We start from the raw sequence: 18,072 nt of genomic DNA, 5'->3' as shown, positions 1-18,072 counted from the left end.
TTCATGAGCAAAAATTCCTCTCTATTTTTATTCACCATCGGTCCAGTAAAGGGATTTATTGAGCCATCCAGAAAAATGCGTGATTTGTACGCAGGAAGTTATTTAATTTCCGACCTTATCATTAAAGCTGTTAAATGCTTAAATAAAAATGATAATGTCCAGATTATTACTCCTGGAAGTATTCATGATGGGAATGTTCCGAATCGAATTGTAGGAGTTGTTGAGAATTTTTCCGAAACAAAGAGGCAACAACTAGCAGAAGATTTAACAAATCAAGTAAAGCATAACTTCCATAAGATTTGCCACGATATTTTTAGTGAACATGCGAAAGAAGAGGTTGTTCAAAAAGCCCAGCAGCAATTTGAGAATTTCTTAGAAGTATATTGGTTATTTGAGGATTATGAAGCAAATCAATTTGGAAAGGCTTTTTCTATTGCTGTGACCAAGCTAAACGGCATAAAGAGACTTCGTCGCTTCTCGCAATTACAAGAACCAGCAGGAAGAAAATGTTCTTTGTATTCGGAATATAATGCATTAATTTATCGACAACCTAAAACAAAAGAAAAACTGCCTGCATTTACAAAGGAAGCTACCACATTTTGTGATAGTAAACATAGACTGAAGGACAGAGAAGGATTAAGTGCACTTGCATTTGTTAAACGGATGTTGCTAGATTTTGAAGGAGAGTTACATCACGATCATCAAATTCACTCTGTAGCGTATATGTTGCTGCAAAATCAACTAGCAGAAGAAGCTCTAAAAGACTTGACGTTTCTTAAAAATAACGGTGCGGAAGAAGCGGTATTTGATTTATTAAATGAACAGAATATAGAGGAGCAATATGATCCTGAAAGTATCCAATCGGCTCAAAGAATTTACGATCAAAACAAAAACAATATTAGTTCGTATTATGCATTAATAAAATTAGATGGCGATGGGATTGGTCGGTTGTATCAAACATTCCAGTCGAAAGAAGAACACGAGGAATTTAGTAAGTTTATTAGCAACTTTGCCAATGAGGCTAAAAAAGAAATATTCACTCAACAGGGTGTGTGTATATTTACAGGGGGGGAAGATATACTAGGATTCCTGCCGTTGGACAAGCTCATCCCCACTTTGAATGTCTTACGGGAAAAGTTTCAAGCCATTCAGGTTCCAAATCAACCTCAGGAAAGATTGACCTTCTCGGCAGGAATAACCATTGCGCATTTTATGGATCCATTATATGAAGTTCTCAATCAAACCACTAATTTAGAAGCATATGCCAAAGAAATGGAAGATAAAGATGCTTTTGCCATTGGTTTAATGATGAGAAGTGGAAATACGACTATTTTAAGATATAAATTTGAGGCATTGAAAGAGTTGGACACATTAAGACAAGAGCTGAGTGAGAAGAGTTATTCTGTATCTTTTGTAAAAAATTTAGCAAGAATGCTTATGCAGTTAGAAGGAATAGTTAGTGAGGATAAGCTGGAGATGGTACAGACATTTGTAAGACAAGCATTAAAACGTTCTTATGTAGGAGTAAATAGTAATGATATTGAACATAAATCAGACCGAATTATGAAAATTTATCAAAAAGTAAATGAACATGAAGCAAATGAACAAAAAATGCGAGTCTTCCAAAACACCCTAGACTTTGCTGTATTACTTGCCAAAGAGGTGAAACAATGATCTATTCTATTGAAGCGATAGACAATTTCTTTTTTCGAAATGCTTCTCCATTCGATGCGGGAACGAATTTTCATGCAACAAGCCTTTTTCCACCATTACCATCTGTCTATGCTGGTGCTATCATAACAACAACAGGAATATCTGCACGACAATTAAAAATTAATTTTAACGGGCTTATGGTAAATGGAGATATCATGTTTCCACAGCCATTAGACATGGAGGTGACAGAGCAAAAACAGGCAGCGGACGATATATCTGACGAGAAATATAAATTAGACGTTTTACATCTAAAACCTAAATCGTTGAGCAGTGCAGTTTTACCATATTCTCTACAACTAACACGTCGTCTATCAGGAGAAAAAACAAAAAATCCAGCTGGCGGAGGTTATATAAAACGAGAGGCACTGAACCAGTATATCCAAGCAGGGGATGAATCTTTGTATAGTTATGCACTTTCAGATTTTATAGAAAGGGAAAAGCATACAGGTATCCAAATGGATCCAGCTACAGGCAGGACAGAAGAGGGAAAATGGTATACAACCGAAAGAGTTAAGCCAATTACTAATGATCAATTACATTGTCAATTAGCAGTGGAGATAGAAGGAACGGATGTAAACAGGCAAACGATTATCAAACTGGGAGGAGAATCAAAAACAGCAGTAGTTAACCCTTTAACAAAGCAGTTTTCCATCGATGTACCTGCCTCAAACTGTAAGTATTTCAAATTATACTTAGCTACACCAGCCATCTTTAAAAATGGTTGGCTACCTAAATGGATAAATGAAGAAACATGGGACGGTGTGTTTACACATAGAAATAGAAGAATTAAAGTAAAACTTTTAAATGCCGCAGTAGGCAGAGCAGTTGCGGCAGGCGGGTTTGGAGTGAAGCAAGGAAAGCCGAAAGAGCTGCAATTGGCGGCGCCGGCAGGGACAGTATACTTTTTTCAGATTTTAGAGGGCAGTTTTTTCGATGCAGTAAAGTTATTTCATCAAAAATGTATCAGTGATTATCGAGAAAATTTGGGCTTCGCGAATAAAAAACGAAATCGGCTGCGTTATTGTGATAGGGGTTTCGGATACAGTCTGGTAGCAAAAGTTTCTAGTGAACAGTTGAAGGAGGTAGAATAAATGAATCAATTAAATAGAGCAATGCTTATCAATGTCTTAACATCTCTACATGCAGGAGGTGAAAATGAGCTTGGGGTAGTGGATCAGCCTATTCAGCGCGAGGTGCACACGCATTTTCCAAAAATAGAAACGTCAAGTTTAAAAGGAAGTATACGTCACGCCTTTCAACAAGAGAGGAAAGAGGATGGGAATGACTTGTTTGGCTCGGAAGAAGCGAATCAGGCTTCCCCAACTACTTTTACAGATGCAAGAATTTTATTTTTCCCCATGCGTTCTGCGAATGGCGTATTTGCTTATGTAACTTGCCCCATGGTTTGGGAGCGGTTCTGTCAGGATATGGAGTTGATCGGGGAGAACCAATTCCAAATCTGGTCTCCAAAGGATGAATTAGCTGTAGTGTCCAATAACAGCAACTTAGTTTTTAAGCATAATAAGAAGAAAGTCATGTTAGATGAATATACTTTGGATGTCTGTACAAATTCAGAATGGGATAAATTACTAAATAAGATAGATCAAGTGAGAGTGCGTAATGGATTTGATCCAGTCAAGAACAATACTATTCTAGTTTCAGATGATGAATTTAGTGATTTTGTTCAACTATCTACAGAAGTCGTTACACGAATTCGTATAGACATAGAAACTGGGATAGTAGAGGAAGGGGCTTTATTTACAGAAGAATATTTGCCACCTGAAACGATGATGTATAGTTTGTTGTTTGTGCGAGATGGATATGGACAAGGGCAGGAGCGGGCAAAAGATATATTTGAAGAGTTAAAGAGCAGTAAGTTATTTGATTTATTCCAAATTGGTGGCAATGCAACATTAGGTAAAGGATTTGTCAAATGTTCGTTTATTGGGGGAGATATCGATGAGTAATATCAAGGAAGTACATAATAAACGGATGCAATATGCTTACGATTCGGTAAAGGGATTTATAGAAAGTCATAAGGAAGACGGAAAAGAGTATCGTTCGTTAGCGCGATCGTTTCCGGCATTAATCAAAGCAAATGGTTTGGGCGCTGCCGTTTTATATTTGAAAGGGAGAGAAGAAAAGAATGCACATCACGCTTTATACCGTCGATTAAATGAATGGTATGGCAAAAAGGATGGTAAGCAAGTGGCAAGAGACTTTGAATTATATTGTAAAATTCCATGCATGAGTAGTGAAGAGTATCGGATCTTTACCCGTGAGGTGTTAGAATTATCAATATGGATAAAGCGTTTTGCCGAAGGGATGATCACAAGTGAGCTACAATAAGGAGTTTTTAGTACCAAAAGATACAGAAACACTGATGAAAGATAACCCCAAACATGTAACAGAGATAGAAAATAGTTATTTGCAATATAGAAGGTTACCGAGGATGTTCGATGATAAAGGCAGGACACCATCTGAAAGCATAAAGAATTTGAATAAACTGGGACATGTAACAGAAGCTGCTTATCATAAAGCTAGATATTATAACCGTGTTATCAAACAAGAATTGAAGCAGAAGCTAGTACTGGAATATACGCCAGTGACTAGACTGCTAATGAATATTGGCGAGAACGTTATCTATTCAAATCATACATTAATCGCATTGCATCCGTTGTATGGTGTACCATATATTCCAAGCAGTGCGATAAAAGGAGCGATTAGGCATGCCGTTATCCATGAGAAATATAATGGAGACAAGGAAAAGGCATTGGCAGATGCTGAGTTCTTTATCAGATGTTTTGGTGCAGGAAGAGATGTTACGGAGAATCAGCAAAAAGGAGAACTTATCTTTCTAGATGCATATCCGAAAAGGGATATAAAAAGTTTAGAATTAGATGTGCAGACGGTTCATTATCAAGATTATTATACTTCTCAAGGGGCTAAAGCACCAACTGACGATCAACAGCCAGTACCGATTTATTATTCAGCTGTGGGTAAAGCGAATTTTGAAATTATTATTGGAACCTTAAATGCAGATTTTGAAAATAGTCAGTTAGATATGCTTGGCGAATATGCAAGAATTGCTTTAGAGGAATATGGAATAGGTGCAAAAACATCGAGTGGATATGGCTTAGGACATGTCACAAGCCATGCCAAAGATGAGTGATAGAATCGTATCAGAATGATTTCCAGGAGTATAATATTATGTAAGCAACAAAAGCGGGTGTAAAGTAAAAAAGTAGTTATAAAAAATATCTATATAATGTAATTCATATCACATTATGATGATAAAATTGGTTGAATAGCCTTAACGGAGTTTTCCTTGATTAAAGGTTAACACTGCTAGGGCTATTTGTCATGTGTCCCAGATGTTAGTGATCCATTAAGATTATTTAGAGGGATGCGACGATCAACATGGTGCACGAAGCGAACCAACAGTGGCATATCAATCCACACACCCATAAAAGGATGTGACTTACGCAGCATTTTCCTTACGACAAAGTGACGTTAGATTTCAATCCACACACCCATAAAAGGATGTGACGAAAAGAAGGGCGAAACAAATAGCACATATCAGCATATCAATCCACACACCCATAAAAGGATGTGACTCCCTGGTTTAGATAATTTTCAAAGTTCTTTTGAATTTCAATCCACACACCCATAAAAGGATGTGACGATCAAGACTAAATTAGAACACGCTTTTGAGAATGATTTCAATCCACACACCCATAAAAGGATGTGACGTTCAAAAGAAGGCGACATCGGAAGCCTATAGAATTTCAATCCACACACCCATAAAAGGATGTGACACCGAATACATGCTTTCTTACGAAACAAGAGGCCAAAATTTCAATCCACACACCCATAAAAGGATGTGACGCCGATATTATAAATTTTATTAAAAAATAAGGAGATTTCAATCCACACACCCATAAAAGGATGTGACGGCATAGTAACGTATATCAGGCTCTATGTCTGATAAATTTCAATCCACACACCCATAAAAGGATGTGACCAGTTTTACAAAAAATAAAATAATTAATAGCACGATTTCAATCCACACACCCATAAAAGGATGTGACAGCGCACATTATTGTCTCTTGAACACCAACACTTCAAATTATAAAAAGTGCTAACCGTCTCACTCTATTTCATTTTTCTTCACAATAGCTGTTTCCATCTGACACAAGCCTTATGTTTAGTGAGGTGCTAATCTCCTTAGTATTTTATGTTTGCCTAAGGTTAGCACCAAATAGATCAAATCACTTAGGTATATAAGACCTCTCTATCATTATACTACTTTTCCAAATCTTCTTTCAAATCTTTCTATTCCATTTACCGTAATTTCACTTGATCACTAGGGTAGAAAACAACACGTGAATACCATTTATATTCAGATTAAAAATTTAATTATCATTGCATTGACGAAGCAGTTATTAACATCCAAACTCCATCCTTGGTCTGACTTTCAAGATATCCCCTGCACCGTTTTTCATATAAATACACTTCTTATAGCGGAGGTAAGCCAAGTTTGCTTTACTCACTTTAGCCTATAGTGCTATAATAAATAAGTCTGAACTAAATAGCGGAGGTATATTATGTGGAGAGTATACATCATTGCATTAGCAATTATCTTGATCGACCAAGTAACCAAATGGTTGGTTGTCGTCAATATGGAAATAGGCGAGCGAATCCCATTTATTGAATCCTTTTTCTATATCACTTCTCATCGGAATCAAGGAGCAGCTTGGGGAATTCTGCAAGGAAAAATGACCTTCTTTTATATTATTACTACAGTAGTGGTAGGATTTATCATCTTTTATATTCAAAAATATGCAAAAGATAATCGTTTCTTGGCTATTGCACTCGCTCTCATTCTAGGAGGAGCGATTGGTAATTTTATCGACCGATTATTTAGAAAAGAAGTAGTGGACTTCTTTGATGTTTATTTGGGAAGTTATAATTATCCTATCTTCAATATAGCCGATGCCTCGTTGGTTATAGGAGTTATTACGATTTTTATCCTAACCATCTGGGAAGAAAGAAACAAAAAGAAGGAGAAAACGGCATGATGCAAGGAAAATACATAGTAAAAAAACAGGAAGAAGGAGTTCGGCTGGACAAAGGTTTGGCTGATTGGAATGATGCTTACTCCAGATCGCAAATCAAAAACTGGTTTGATCAGCAATTGGTAACTGTCAACGGAAAAGTTGTAAAGCCAAACTATAAATGCCAGGAAAATGACCATATCGAATGGCACATACCAGAGCCGGAACCATTACAGATAGAAGCGAAGAATATCCCAATTTCGATTGTATTTGAGGATAAGGACTTATTGGTTGTTAATAAGCCAAGCGGTATGGTGGTGCATCCTTCTGCAGGCCATTATGATGACACGCTAGTAAACGCCTTACTGTATCATTGCGATGACTTGTCTGGTATTAATGGTATCAAACGTCCTGGTATTGTTCATCGGATTGATAAGGATACCAGTGGGTTGTTGATCGTAGCAAAGCATGATCAAGCCCATGAACGGTTAGCAGATCAATTAAATGAAAGAAAGATTAAAAGAGAATATAAGGCAATCGTTCATGGAGATATTCCTCATGATTATGGTACAGTTGATGCGCCGATTGGTCGCAGTGAGAAGAATAGACAGTTAATGGATGTTGTCGAAAATGGTAAGCCAGCTGTCACTCATTTTGAAGTAATGGAGAGATTGCCTGGTCCCTACACACTTATCACCTGTAAATTGGAAACAGGTAGAACGCACCAGATTCGCGTTCATATGAGATATATTGGTTTTCCGTTATTGGGTGATCCTAAATACGGTCAACGGAAGACGATGGATGTAGATGGGCAGGCTCTTCATGCCTTTTACTTGCGCTTTACCCATCCGATGACAGGTGAAGATTTGGAATTTGAAGCACCATTACCGGAGAAATTTGCTGGCGTACTTGAAAATATCCGGAAAAGCTATTGACTTCTATGTCGCTTTTTGACATAATTAATGCAATATCATAAAGCCCTTTAAGAACAGTCCCGTGAGGCTGAAAAGGAAACGGATTAGTATATGCATGAAGTATGCTCTTTTGACCCTTATTCCCTTACGGTGAATAAGGGTTTTTCACTGTAAAACAAGCTCCGTTTCAAGAGATCCCACCTATTATCTTAAAGAAGCGAGGTTTTGAGAATGAATAAAAAAGCAAATGTTCTGGACGCGGCGGCGATGAGACGTGCCTTAACCAGAATTGCCCATGAAATCTTAGAACGTAACAAAGGGGTAGATGGCCTGGTGCTTGTTGGAATAAAGACAAGAGGGGTTCCGATTGCTAAACGATTACAGAAACGTATTGAGGAAATTGAGGGTGTACAAGTCCCCATTGGTGAATTGGATATCACGCTTTATCGGGATGATCTGACCCATGTTAGTGAAGAACAGGAGCCGCAGATTAATCAAAAGAATATTATCGGTCAATTAACCGGCAAAAAGGTAATTTTGGTAGATGACGTTCTTTATACTGGAAGAACCGTGCGAGCAGCGATGGATGCCGTGATGGATCAAGGCAGACCATCACAAATTCAGCTTGCGGTATTAGTCGATAGAGGTCATCGTGAACTTCCTATTAGGGCTGATTTTGTTGGGAAGAACATTCCTACTGCCCATAGTGAAATTATCACGGTTGCCTTGTCTGAAATTGATCAGCATGATAATGTCCATATTTATGAAATAGAATAAGGACCTTTAAGCAAGTACAGAGCTGCTTGCAAGGTCGCAAATGGATGTGTTTTATTGGACACGTCTGCCTCTTTGCGACTTTGCAAAGAGGTTTTTTATTAGAATGCGTACTTAATCAGAATAGGGGGAAGGACCATGAAGCATTTTGTGGCGATGAAGGAGCAAACGAAAGAGGACATACTTCAATTAATAGAACGTGCCGAGTATATCAATCAGCAAGGAATTCCTCCATTTTCCAAACAGTACTTCGCTGCTAACTTATTCTTTGAACCAAGTACACGGACGAAGATGAGTTTTGTGGTAGCAGAACGTAAATTAGGTATCGAGACGCTTGATTTTGTTTCAGAAAGTTCAAGTGTATTAAAAGGAGAAAGTATTTATGATACGGCAAGAACCGTGGAGTCAATCGGGGCAAATTTGATTGTGATCCGGCATAATCAAGAATATGCCGCCGCTCAATTAGCCGATTCTCTCGACATTCCTGTTATCAATGCAGGGGATGGTACTGGAGAGCACCCTACTCAATGTTTACTAGACTTAGTGACAATCCATCAAGAATTTGCTCAATTCCAAGGATTGAAAGTGGTCATTGCAGGTGATATTAAGCATAGCCGAGTGGCTAGATCTAACGCTTATGCCTTGTCCACTTTAGGGTGTGACGTGTTGCTGACAGGTAAACAGGAATGGCATGATGAACACTTGCCTTATCGCTATATCACAATGGACGAGGCAATTAAAGAAGCAGATGTGCTGATGTTATTAAGGATTCAGCATGAACGTCATGACCAAGATATCCAGTTAGACCAACGAACTTATTTGGATAAATATGGCTTGACCATAGAAAGAGAAGCAAGAATGAAGGAACATGCCGTTATTTTACATCCAGCTCCGGTGAATAGAGGAGTGGAGATAGATAGTAGTTTAGTAGAGTGTCCACGCTCCAGAATCTTTAAACAAATGGAGAATGGTGTTGCTGCAAGGATGGCCGTCATTGAATCACTTTTAAATTAGGGAGGAATTGTTGATGAAAACCATCGTAACAAATGTGAACCGTATATTGGAGAATGGCAAGATAGCACCTGTTGAAATCTTAATAGAAAAGGGACAGGTCCAAGTAATCGGCTTGGAATTACCAAGAGAGGACGCCACTATCATTGATGGAAAAGGACAACTGGCAGTACCAGGCTTTGTCGATGTCCATGTGCACTTAAGAGAACCCGGTGGAGAGGCAAAAGAAACGATTGCCACGGGGACAAAAGCAGCGGCTCGGGGTGGCTATACGACGGTTTGTGCTATGCCTAATACTCAGCCAACCCCTGATTCAGTGGAAGTACTTGAACAAATACAACAAAAAATCAAGGATACCAGCGTTATTCGCGTGTTACCATATGCATCTATTACGGAGAGATTAGTAGGAAATAGCTTAACGGATATGAGTGCGTTAAAAGAGGCGGGAGCGTTTGCCTACACGGATGATGGCGTTGGTGTGCAATCTGCCGATATGATGCTGCAGGCGATGAAGCGTGCTTCAGCAGTGAATATGCCAATCGTTGCTCACTGTGAAGAGAACACTTTGATTCATGATGGACTGATGCATGAAGGGGAAGTGAGTGCCAAGCTTGGTTTACCTGGCATACCGTCGATTTGTGAATCGGTACAGATTGCGCGAGATGTGCTATTAGCAGAGGCGGCTAATTGTCATTATCATGTCTGCCACGTTAGTACAAAGGAATCGGTACGTGTGATTCGTGATGCGAAAAAGGCAGGCATCCATGTGACGGCTGAAGTTACACCGCATCATCTTTTGTTAAATGAACAAGCGATTCATGAAAATGACGCCAACTTTAAAATGAATCCACCATTACGTGCGTCGGAAGATCAACAGGCCTTAATCGATGGGCTGTTGGATGGAACGATAGATTTTATTGCAACCGATCATGCCCCACATACACAAGCGGAGAAAGCGAATGGTATGGAGGAAGCTCCATTTGGAATTGTTGGTTTTGAAACGGCCTTTTCCTTATTGCACACCCATTTTGTACAAAAAGGAATCTTTAGTTTAAAGCAATTAATCGATTGGATGACCGTTAAACCTGCCGATACATTTGGTTTACCATATGGACGTATAGAGGTTGGCTATTCAGCAGATCTTACCATACTTGATTTAGAGGTGCCAACAAAAGTGGATACAGCTACTTTTGCCTCTAAAGGAACAAATACACCGTTTAACAACTGGCCAGTAACGGGTAAACCAGTGATGACGATTTATCAAGGGGAAAAGGTCTATGAGGAGGAAACAAAATGAAAAGACAGCTAATTCTGGAAGATGGAACCATTTTTAATGGAGATGCCTTCGGGTCTTTGGAAGAGCGAATGGGCGAAGTAGTATTTAATACGGGGATGACAGGATATCAAGAGACACTATCTGACCCTTCCTATTGTGGACAAATCGTCACGATGACCTATCCGTTGATCGGGAATTATGGGATTAATCGAGACGATTTTGAAACAATCACTCCATCTCTTTTTGGATTTGTGGTAAAGGAACATTGTCAAACACCATCCAATTTCCGTAGTGATGAAAACATTGACTCTTATTTACAGGCAAATGATATTCCTGGTATTTCAGGTATTGATACACGAAAATTAACAAAAATTTTACGTAAGCATGGTACCATGAAGGGAATTATCACCAAAGCAGGTGCATCTGATGATCGTGCCATGGAAAAACTAGAGCAAGCACAGCCATTAACCAATCAAGTGGAACTCGTGTCCACCGTGAAGCCATATGTGTCTCCAGGCAGAGGACATCGCATTGTATTGGTCGATTTTGGTATGAAACATGGTATCCTTCGTGAATTGACCTTACGTCATTGTCACGTAACGGTTGTACCTTATAATTATAGTGCTGAGAATATCATGCGTTTGAAGCCAGATGGCATCATGTTAACGAATGGTCCCGGAAATCCTAAGAATGTACCGGAGGCGATTGACATGGTCAAGCAAGTCATACCGCATATACCAGTATTCGGGATTTGCTTAGGCCATCAAATACTTGCACTTGCCTGTGGGGCGAATACGGACCGTTTGAAATTTGGTCACCGCGGTTCGAATCACCCGGTTTATGATTTTGAAACCGAGCGTACGTATTTAACCTCACAAAATCATGGTTATGCGGTCACAAAAGCTTCCGTTGAATTAACCGATTTGGAACTAACACAGATCGCCTTAAACGATAAAACGGTAGAAGGGGTAAAACATAGAACCTACCCTGCATTTTCCGTGCAGTACCATCCAGAGGCTTCACCAGGTCCAGATGACACTAACTATTTGTTTGATCAATTTATGGATAATATCAAAAGCTTTAAAGCACAGAAGGAGGAAGTCTAATGCCGAAAAGAACAGACCTACAGAAGATTCTAGTGATAGGTTCCGGTCCCATTGTGATTGGACAAGCTGCCGAATTTGATTATTCGGGAACACAAGCTTGTCAATCCCTGAAAGAAGAGGGATACACGGTTATCTTGGCAAATTCCAATCCAGCTACCATTATGACGGATCATACGATTGCGGATACGGTTTACATGGAGCCATTAACGGTTGAATTTCTCTCCAAAATAATCCGAAAAGAACGCCCAGATGCTGTTTTAACAACCTTAGGGGGGCAGACTGGTTTAAACTTGGCCGTGGCCTTGGATGAATCAGGGATCTTGGCGGAATATGATGTAGAGCTACTTGGGTCTCGTTTAGACGCGATCCAACGAGCAGAAGATCGAGAGAAGTTTCGGACGTTAATGAATGAAATAAATGAGCCAGTTCCAGAAAGCCAGATTGTCAACACCATTGATCAGGCATTAGCATTTGCGGCAGAGATTGGTTTTCCTCTTATCGTACGACCTGCCTACACCCTTGGAGGAACCGGTGGTGGCATGTGTTACAATCAAGATGAATTGAAGGAGATTACCAGAAACGGATTGGCATTATCTCCCGTTAATCAATGTCTTATTGAAAAAAACATAGCTGGATTTAAGGAAATTGAATATGAAGTGATGCGTGATAAAAACGATCAAGCGATTGTGGTATGTAATATGGAGAATATCGATCCTGTCGGTATCCATACCGGTGATTCGATCGTCGTAGCACCTTCACAGACATTAAGTGATCGAGAATATCAGATGTTGCGTTCTGCCTCCTTGAAGATTATTCGCGCCTTGGAAATCGAAGGTGGCTGTAACGTCCAGCTGGCCTTAGATCCTTATAGTTTCCAGTATTATATTATTGAAGTCAACCCAAGGGTGAGCCGCTCTTCGGCACTAGCCTCGAAGGCCACGGGTTATCCGATTGCGAAAATAGCTGCGAAGATTGCGATTGGCATGACCTTAGATGAGATTATGAACCCTATTACCGGTACTACCTATGCCTGTTATGAACCGGCATTAGACTATGTAGTAACAAAATTTCCGCGTTTCCCATTTGATAAATTTGTGCTCGGTAACCGAACACTAGGCACACAAATGAAGGCAACAGGCGAAGTGATGGCGATCGGCCGTAATTTTGAAGAATCGCTGCTGAAAGGCGTGCGTTCACTTGATATTAGCGGCGAGGACTTTTACCTGTCTAAACTAGAGGCAATCGCTACGAATGACCTGAAACATCGCTTGGTAAAAGCAGATGATGAGCGTATTTATGTCTTAGCCGAAGTATTAAGAAGAGGAGTGTCCACGGAGGAGATTTTTGAATTAACAAAAATTGATCGTTTCTTCTTAGATAAACTGAAAAAAATTATTGATTTTGAAGCAAGCCTGGCTGAAATTCCACAGAACGTTGATGTACTTCGAGAAGCAAAAGCACTAGGGCTATCCGATACACAAATTGCCCGTGTCTGGAACATCGATGTCGATGATGTGTACCAAATGAGAAAATCGGCGAATATTTTACCGGTTTATAAAATGGTGGACACCTGTGCGGCCGAATTCGAGTCAGAGACCCCTTATTTTTATAGTGCATATGAAGAAGAGAATGAATCAGAGGTATCTGATCGCAAAAAAGTACTTGTTATCGGCTCCGGGCCAATCCGAATCGGGCAAGGGATTGAATTTGATTATGCAACGGTACATTCCGTACTAGCCTTGAAAGAAGCAGGTTATGAAGCGATTATTATGAATAGTAATCCAGAAACGGTATCCACCGATTTTAGTGTTTCAGATAAATTGTACTTTGAGCCGTTAACCTTAGAAGATGTGATGCATGTAATTGAATGGGAAAAACCAGAAGGTGTGATCGTACAGTTTGGGGGACAAACGGCGATTAATCTTGCCGAAGGACTGGAGCGACGCGGAGTTCAAATCTTAGGTACCCCGCTGACTGCTATTGATACAGCAGAGGATCGTGATAAGTTTGAACAACTATTACAAGAGCTTGATATTCCGCAGCCACAAGGAAAAAGTGTCCGTCAACTCGATCAAGCAAAAGAGGCAGCTGCAGGAATTGGATATCCAGTATTAGTTCGTCCTTCTTATGTTATTGGTGGAAGTCAAATGGAGATTGTTTATAATGAAGAGGAACTAGAAGGCTATTTGGCAAAAACCAATCATATTAAGCATAAGCATCCTGTCTTAATCGATAAATATTTAACGGGTATTGAGGTAGAAGTCGACGCCATTAGCGATGGAGAAACTACCATTATTCCAGGTGTAATGGAACATATTGAGCGTGCAGGTGTCCACTCTGGTGACTCCATTGCCGTCTACCCTTCTCAGCGATTAACAGAAGAGACGAAACAGACCTGTGTGGATACAACCATTAAGATTGCCGAAAAACTAGGGGTGAAAGGCTTAATTAACATTCAATTCGTTGTCCATAAAGGGGCAGTATATGTGTTAGAGGTGAACCCTAGAGCAAGTCGCACGATCCCATTTTTAAGTAAAATCACGGGCGTAACCATGGCCAATCTAGCAACACGTTGTATTATCGGGGATACCCTTGCAGGCTTAGGTTATCAAAATGGCTTATTACCAGAGCCAGAAACGGTATCCGTGAAAGTCCCTGTCTTCTCCTTTGAGAAGTTACGCAGTGTCGACACGATGCTTGGACCTGAAATGAAATCAACAGGAGAGGCCATTGGACGAGATCATACCTTAGCAAAAGCTTTATACAAAGGATTAACTGCCTCTGGTTTAAAGGTACCAATGGGTGGAGCTGTACTAATGACAGTAGCCGACAAGGACAAACAAGAGGCTTGTCAAATTGCCAGACGCTTCTTTGAATTAGGTTTCCATTTATACGCAACGAAAGGTACAGCAGAGGCGATTAGGAGCTTAGATTTACCTGTAACGGAAGTAGGTAAAGTAGGAGCAGACGGTAAAAATGTCATCTCGATTATCGAACAAGGGGAAGTACAAGTCGTCGTCAATTCCCTAACCTCTGGTAAAAAACCACGTTCAGATGGTTTCCGAATTCGAAGAGAAGCAGTAGAGCATGGTATTGCTTGTTTGACAAGTCTCGATACAGCAGAAGCGATTGTGAATGTGATTGATTCCACTACATTTACTGCGAAGCCAGCAGTTGAAGGGAAGGCTATTGTATTGTGATAACCAAACAACTTATCGAAGTTAAAAGTCACTTACAGATTGCGGAAGACACGTTTGAAATGGTTTTGCAGTCGTCATTAGCTAAAGAATTGCTACCTGGTCAGTTTGTATATATTGCGTTAAAACACCATATGCTGCGCCGACCAGTTTCTGTTGCTGGTGTGGATCAACAAGCTGGAACATTTACCGTTATTTATAAGATATTTGGTGAGGGGACTAGAGCATTAAGCAAATATCAGACAGGAGATCAACTGGATGTGATCTTACCATGTGGCTCTTATTATCCGATTGAGGAATTGACACTGGATCATGCCATGATAGTCGGTGGGGGAATTGGCGTTCCTCCGCTCTACTATCTAGCAAAATCCTTGAAGGAAAAAGGCGTGCAAGTCACTAGTGTGTTAGGCTTTCAAACACGAGATCAAATCTTTTATGAAGAGAAATTTCAGGCATTAGGGGATACCTATATTGCCACGAATGATGGAAGTTACGGTACTAAAGGATTTGTGACGGATATTATTGCAGAAGTAAAGCCGCATTTCGATTATTTCTTCTCTTGCGGTCCGACCCCGATGCTTAAGGCTGTCTCAAGCCAATTAACCGATAGAGAGGGTTATATTTCACTTGAAGAACGAATGGGTTGTGGTATTGGCACGTGTTATGCTTGTGTAGTGCCGTTACAAGCAGATCCAAGCCAGTCTAAGAAAATTTGTAAGGATGGCCCTGTATTTGTTGCAAATGAGGTGATATTGACATGAATTTAGCGACAACTTTACCAGGCTTATCCTTGAAAAACCCTGTCATGCCCGCTTCTGGCTGCTTTGGTTTCGGCAAAGAGTACAGCCAATTCTATGATTTAAGTCAGCTGGGTGCCATTATTGTAAAGGCAGCAACAGGTGAGGTCCGTCCCGGTAATCCTACACCAAGGGTTGCAGAGACAGCAAGCGGCATGCTCAATGCCATTGGCCTGCAGAACCCGGGTGTGACCCGGATCGTCGATGAAGAACTGCCTTTTTTGCGGTCATTTCAGACACCTGTCATCGCAAATGTGGCTGGTAGTACGGTGGAAGAATATGTAAAGGTTACCGAGGAATTGAATCGTTCAAAAGATATTAGTGCGTTAGAATTAAATATTTCCTGTCCAAACGTAAAAGAAGGCGGCGTGCAATTCGGGACTGATCCCGAGTTAGCCAAACAAGTGACTGATCAAGTGAAACGGGCAAGCAGGTATCCTGTCTATGTCAAATTGTCACCCAATGTGTCGAATGTTGTTGTGATGGCGAAGGCGGTAGCAGAGGCAGGCGCTGATGGACTGACGATGATTAATACTTTGACGGGGATGCAGATTAATTTAAAGCAAAGGAAACCGATTATTGCCAATAAAACCGGAGGACTTTCCGGTCCTGCGATTAAGCCGATTGCGATTCGGATGATTTATGAGGTGCGGCAGTCACTGGATATCCCGATTATTGGTATGGGTGGTATTATCACAGCAGAAGATGCACTAGAGTTTTTATTAGCAGGTGCGAATGCAGTGGCGGTTGGGACAGCCAATTTCCAAAATCCGTTGGCATGTCCTGAAATTATCGACGCTTTACCAGCTGTTTTACAGCAATATGGTTTTGCATCAGTGGAAGAAGCGATCGGAAAGGGGCATAACGGATGAAGCAACCATTTTTTCTAGCGTTGGATTTTCGTACGGCTGACGAGGCACATGATTTTATCCAAACCAACCACTTAGCGGGCATTCCAGTAAAAGTAGGCATGGAGCTATTCTATCGTGAAGGACGGCAAATGATTGAATGGCTGAAAGATAACGGTCATCCGATCTTTTTGGATTTAAAGCTTCATGATATTCCAACCACGGTGGAAAAAGCAATGTATAATCTAGCCAGTTTAGGCGTAGATATTGTCAATGTACATGCCGCTGGCGGTTCTAAGATGATCGAAGCTGCCAAGAAGGGTCTGCTAGCCGGGTCAACGAAAGATGTTCCTAAGTTAATAGCGGTCACGGTATTAACTTCTATGGACCAACACACGCTAGAAACCGAATTATATATCCAGCAGTCTGTCGAAGAGGCGGTAAAACGACTTGCCTTATTGACAAAAGATAGCGGAGCAGATGGTGTGGTTTGTTCTGCCCATGAAGTTCCGGTAATTAAGGAGACTTGCGGGGCCGACTTTTTAACCGTAACGCCTGGGATTCGCTTGATCGATTCTAATCAAAATGATCAACAGCGTGTAGCAACACCACAACGGGCCAAGCAGCTAGGCGCCGATTATTTAGTGATCGGTCGCAGTATTACACAAGCAGAAGACCCCAAGGCAAGTTATCAACGAGTAATAGAGGAGTGGAATAATGCTTAAAGCAAAAGAAATGGCAAATGCCTTATACGAGATTGAAGCAATTCAAATTCGCCCCGATCGTTCCTTTGTTTGGACATCTGGTATTCAATCACCGATATATTGCGATAATCGCTTAACAATGTCTTATCCAAAGGTGAGGAAACAAATCGTCGAACAATTTGCGTCTCTAATCGCTGAAATGGACGAAAAGCCTGATGTTATTGCTGGTTGTGCTACCGCGGGTATTCCACATGCCGCGTGGTTAGCAGACTATTTGGATTTGCCAATGGTTTATGTTCGTTCTAAACCTAAGGGGCATGGAAAAGGCAATCAAATTGAAGGAACCATTCAAGAAGGAGCCAAGGTCATTGTGATTGAAGACCTTATTTCTACGGGCGGTTCTTCTTTGCAAAGTGCCTTAGTTTTACAAGAAGCCGGTGCGAAGGTGATGGGAGTATTAGCTATTTTTAGTTATGGATTATCGAAAGCCGATCACGAATTTGCTGAGGCGCAAATTCCTTTCCGTACGATTACAACCTTTGATATTTTAGCAGAGGCTTTGGTAGAGAAGCAGGAAATAACGGAAGCAGAGAAAAAAGATTTGTTAGCATGGCGTGATGATCTCGGGAAATCTTAATGGAATATTTCCCGGGAAACCGCAAATAATTAAGTAAT

At 40.5% G+C, this 18,072-nt stretch carries 16 protein-coding genes and 1 CRISPR repeat array; all 16 genes read left to right on the top strand.

Going from position 1 to position 18,072, the window contains the following annotated elements; genetic code table 11:
• Positions 1 to 3: 3 nt before the first annotated feature.
• The 16 genes from cas10 (at position 4) to pyrE (ending at position 18,034) form a co-directional block, all read left to right on the top strand.
• Entirely contained in the window at positions 4 to 1,674 is a 1,671-nt protein-coding gene (gene cas10, locus BN6556_RS17815) for a type III-B CRISPR-associated protein Cas10/Cmr2 (RefSeq protein WP_066194111.1), read from the top strand.
• Entirely contained in the window at positions 1,671 to 2,804 is a 1,134-nt protein-coding gene (locus BN6556_RS17810) for a type III-B CRISPR module-associated Cmr3 family protein (RefSeq protein ID WP_066194108.1), read from the top strand. Before cas10 ends, BN6556_RS17810 begins: the two co-directional genes overlap by 4 nt.
• Positions 2,805 to 3,680: a type III-B CRISPR module RAMP protein Cmr4 gene (gene cmr4, locus BN6556_RS17805; protein WP_066194101.1), complete on the top strand. Its 876-nt coding sequence runs from the start codon at positions 2,805 to 2,807 to the stop codon at positions 3,678 to 3,680.
• Positions 3,673 to 4,062 (top strand): type III-B CRISPR module-associated protein Cmr5, encoded by a 390-nt coding sequence (gene cmr5, locus BN6556_RS17800; RefSeq protein ID WP_066194098.1) that lies wholly within the window; start codon positions 3,673 to 3,675, stop codon positions 4,060 to 4,062. Before cmr4 ends, cmr5 begins: the two co-directional genes overlap by 8 nt.
• The gene (cmr6, locus tag BN6556_RS17795) at positions 4,049 to 4,885 is read left to right on the top strand and encodes a type III-B CRISPR module RAMP protein Cmr6 (protein WP_066194095.1); all 837 of its coding nucleotides are present in this window, start codon (positions 4,049 to 4,051) and stop codon (positions 4,883 to 4,885) included. The genes cmr5 and cmr6 overlap by 14 nt, the downstream gene beginning before the upstream one ends.
• A 279-nt stretch (positions 4,886 to 5,164) precedes the next feature.
• A CRISPR array of direct repeats spans positions 5,165 to 5,804; the repeat unit is 30 nt; unit sequence TCAATCCACACACCCATAAAAGGATGTGAC.
• Positions 5,805 to 6,320: 516 nt separating this feature from the next.
• The gene (gene lspA, locus BN6556_RS17790; protein WP_066194090.1) at positions 6,321 to 6,794 is read left to right on the top strand and encodes a signal peptidase II; all 474 of its coding nucleotides are present in this window, start codon (positions 6,321 to 6,323) and stop codon (positions 6,792 to 6,794) included.
• On the top strand, positions 6,791 to 7,705 hold the full coding sequence (locus BN6556_RS17785; RefSeq protein ID WP_066194088.1) for an RluA family pseudouridine synthase: 915 nt from the start codon (positions 6,791 to 6,793) through the stop codon (positions 7,703 to 7,705). Before lspA ends, BN6556_RS17785 begins: the two co-directional genes overlap by 4 nt.
• 210 nt (positions 7,706 to 7,915) lie before the next feature.
• Positions 7,916 to 8,461 carry a bifunctional pyr operon transcriptional regulator/uracil phosphoribosyltransferase PyrR gene (gene pyrR / locus BN6556_RS17780; protein ID WP_066194086.1) on the top strand — a complete coding sequence of 182 codons (546 nt, stop codon included), beginning with the start codon at positions 7,916 to 7,918 and terminating at the stop codon, positions 8,459 to 8,461.
• 135 nt (positions 8,462 to 8,596) lie between these two features.
• Positions 8,597 to 9,472, top strand: coding sequence for an aspartate carbamoyltransferase catalytic subunit (locus BN6556_RS17775; protein ID WP_066194083.1), 876 nt, complete (start codon positions 8,597 to 8,599; stop codon positions 9,470 to 9,472).
• A 13-nt stretch (positions 9,473 to 9,485) separates the two neighbouring features.
• Positions 9,486 to 10,766 (top strand): dihydroorotase, encoded by a 1,281-nt coding sequence (locus BN6556_RS17770; RefSeq protein WP_066194080.1) that lies wholly within the window; start codon positions 9,486 to 9,488, stop codon positions 10,764 to 10,766.
• On the top strand, positions 10,763 to 11,851 hold the full coding sequence (locus BN6556_RS17765; protein ID WP_066194078.1) for a carbamoyl phosphate synthase small subunit: 1,089 nt from the start codon (positions 10,763 to 10,765) through the stop codon (positions 11,849 to 11,851). The genes BN6556_RS17770 and BN6556_RS17765 overlap by 4 nt, the downstream gene beginning before the upstream one ends.
• Positions 11,851 to 15,051 carry a carbamoyl-phosphate synthase large subunit gene (gene carB / locus BN6556_RS17760; RefSeq protein ID WP_066194076.1) on the top strand — a complete coding sequence of 1,067 codons (3,201 nt, stop codon included), beginning with the start codon at positions 11,851 to 11,853 and terminating at the stop codon, positions 15,049 to 15,051. Before BN6556_RS17765 ends, carB begins: the two co-directional genes overlap by 1 nt.
• Complete coding sequence (locus BN6556_RS17755; RefSeq protein ID WP_066194074.1) at positions 15,048 to 15,809, top strand: dihydroorotate dehydrogenase electron transfer subunit; 762 nt, start codon at positions 15,048 to 15,050, stop codon at positions 15,807 to 15,809. Before carB ends, BN6556_RS17755 begins: the two co-directional genes overlap by 4 nt.
• Positions 15,806 to 16,717, top strand: coding sequence for a dihydroorotate dehydrogenase (locus BN6556_RS17750; protein WP_066194071.1), 912 nt, complete (start codon positions 15,806 to 15,808; stop codon positions 16,715 to 16,717). Before BN6556_RS17755 ends, BN6556_RS17750 begins: the two co-directional genes overlap by 4 nt.
• Complete coding sequence (gene pyrF / locus BN6556_RS17745) at positions 16,714 to 17,418, top strand: orotidine-5'-phosphate decarboxylase (protein ID WP_066194068.1); 705 nt, start codon at positions 16,714 to 16,716, stop codon at positions 17,416 to 17,418. Before BN6556_RS17750 ends, pyrF begins: the two co-directional genes overlap by 4 nt.
• Positions 17,411 to 18,034, top strand: a complete 624-nt coding sequence (gene pyrE / locus BN6556_RS17740) for an orotate phosphoribosyltransferase (RefSeq protein ID WP_066194063.1) — start codon at positions 17,411 to 17,413, stop codon at positions 18,032 to 18,034. The genes pyrF and pyrE overlap by 8 nt, the downstream gene beginning before the upstream one ends.
• The last annotated feature ends 38 nt before the right edge of the window (positions 18,035 to 18,072 follow it).

This window comes from Gracilibacillus timonensis (genome assembly GCF_900086715.1).
In the GTDB taxonomy this organism is placed as follows: domain Bacteria; phylum Bacillota; class Bacilli; order Bacillales; family Amphibacillaceae; genus Gracilibacillus; species Gracilibacillus timonensis.
This window is presented reverse-complemented; position numbering and strand designations above follow the sequence as displayed.

Coding starts and splice junctions, on each gene's coding strand:
- cas10 (WP_066194111.1), top strand. CDS start 4: ATGAGCAAAAATTCCTCTCTATTTTTATTCACCATCGGTCCAGTAAAG.
- BN6556_RS17810 (WP_066194108.1), top strand. CDS start 1,671: ATGATCTATTCTATTGAAGCGATAGACAATTTCTTTTTTCGAAATGCT.
- cmr4 (WP_066194101.1), top strand. CDS start 2,805: ATGAATCAATTAAATAGAGCAATGCTTATCAATGTCTTAACATCTCTA.
- cmr5 (WP_066194098.1), top strand. CDS start 3,673: ATGAGTAATATCAAGGAAGTACATAATAAACGGATGCAATATGCTTAC.
- lspA (WP_066194090.1), top strand. CDS start 6,321: ATGTGGAGAGTATACATCATTGCATTAGCAATTATCTTGATCGACCAA.
- BN6556_RS17785 (WP_066194088.1), top strand. CDS start 6,791: ATGATGCAAGGAAAATACATAGTAAAAAAACAGGAAGAAGGAGTTCGG.
- pyrR (WP_066194086.1), top strand. CDS start 7,916: ATGAATAAAAAAGCAAATGTTCTGGACGCGGCGGCGATGAGACGTGCC.
- BN6556_RS17775 (WP_066194083.1), top strand. CDS start 8,597: ATGAAGCATTTTGTGGCGATGAAGGAGCAAACGAAAGAGGACATACTT.
- BN6556_RS17770 (WP_066194080.1), top strand. CDS start 9,486: ATGAAAACCATCGTAACAAATGTGAACCGTATATTGGAGAATGGCAAG.
- BN6556_RS17765 (WP_066194078.1), top strand. CDS start 10,763: ATGAAAAGACAGCTAATTCTGGAAGATGGAACCATTTTTAATGGAGAT.
- carB (WP_066194076.1), top strand. CDS start 11,851: ATGCCGAAAAGAACAGACCTACAGAAGATTCTAGTGATAGGTTCCGGT.
- BN6556_RS17750 (WP_066194071.1), top strand. CDS start 15,806: ATGAATTTAGCGACAACTTTACCAGGCTTATCCTTGAAAAACCCTGTC.
- pyrF (WP_066194068.1), top strand. CDS start 16,714: ATGAAGCAACCATTTTTTCTAGCGTTGGATTTTCGTACGGCTGACGAG.
- pyrE (WP_066194063.1), top strand. CDS start 17,411: ATGCTTAAAGCAAAAGAAATGGCAAATGCCTTATACGAGATTGAAGCA.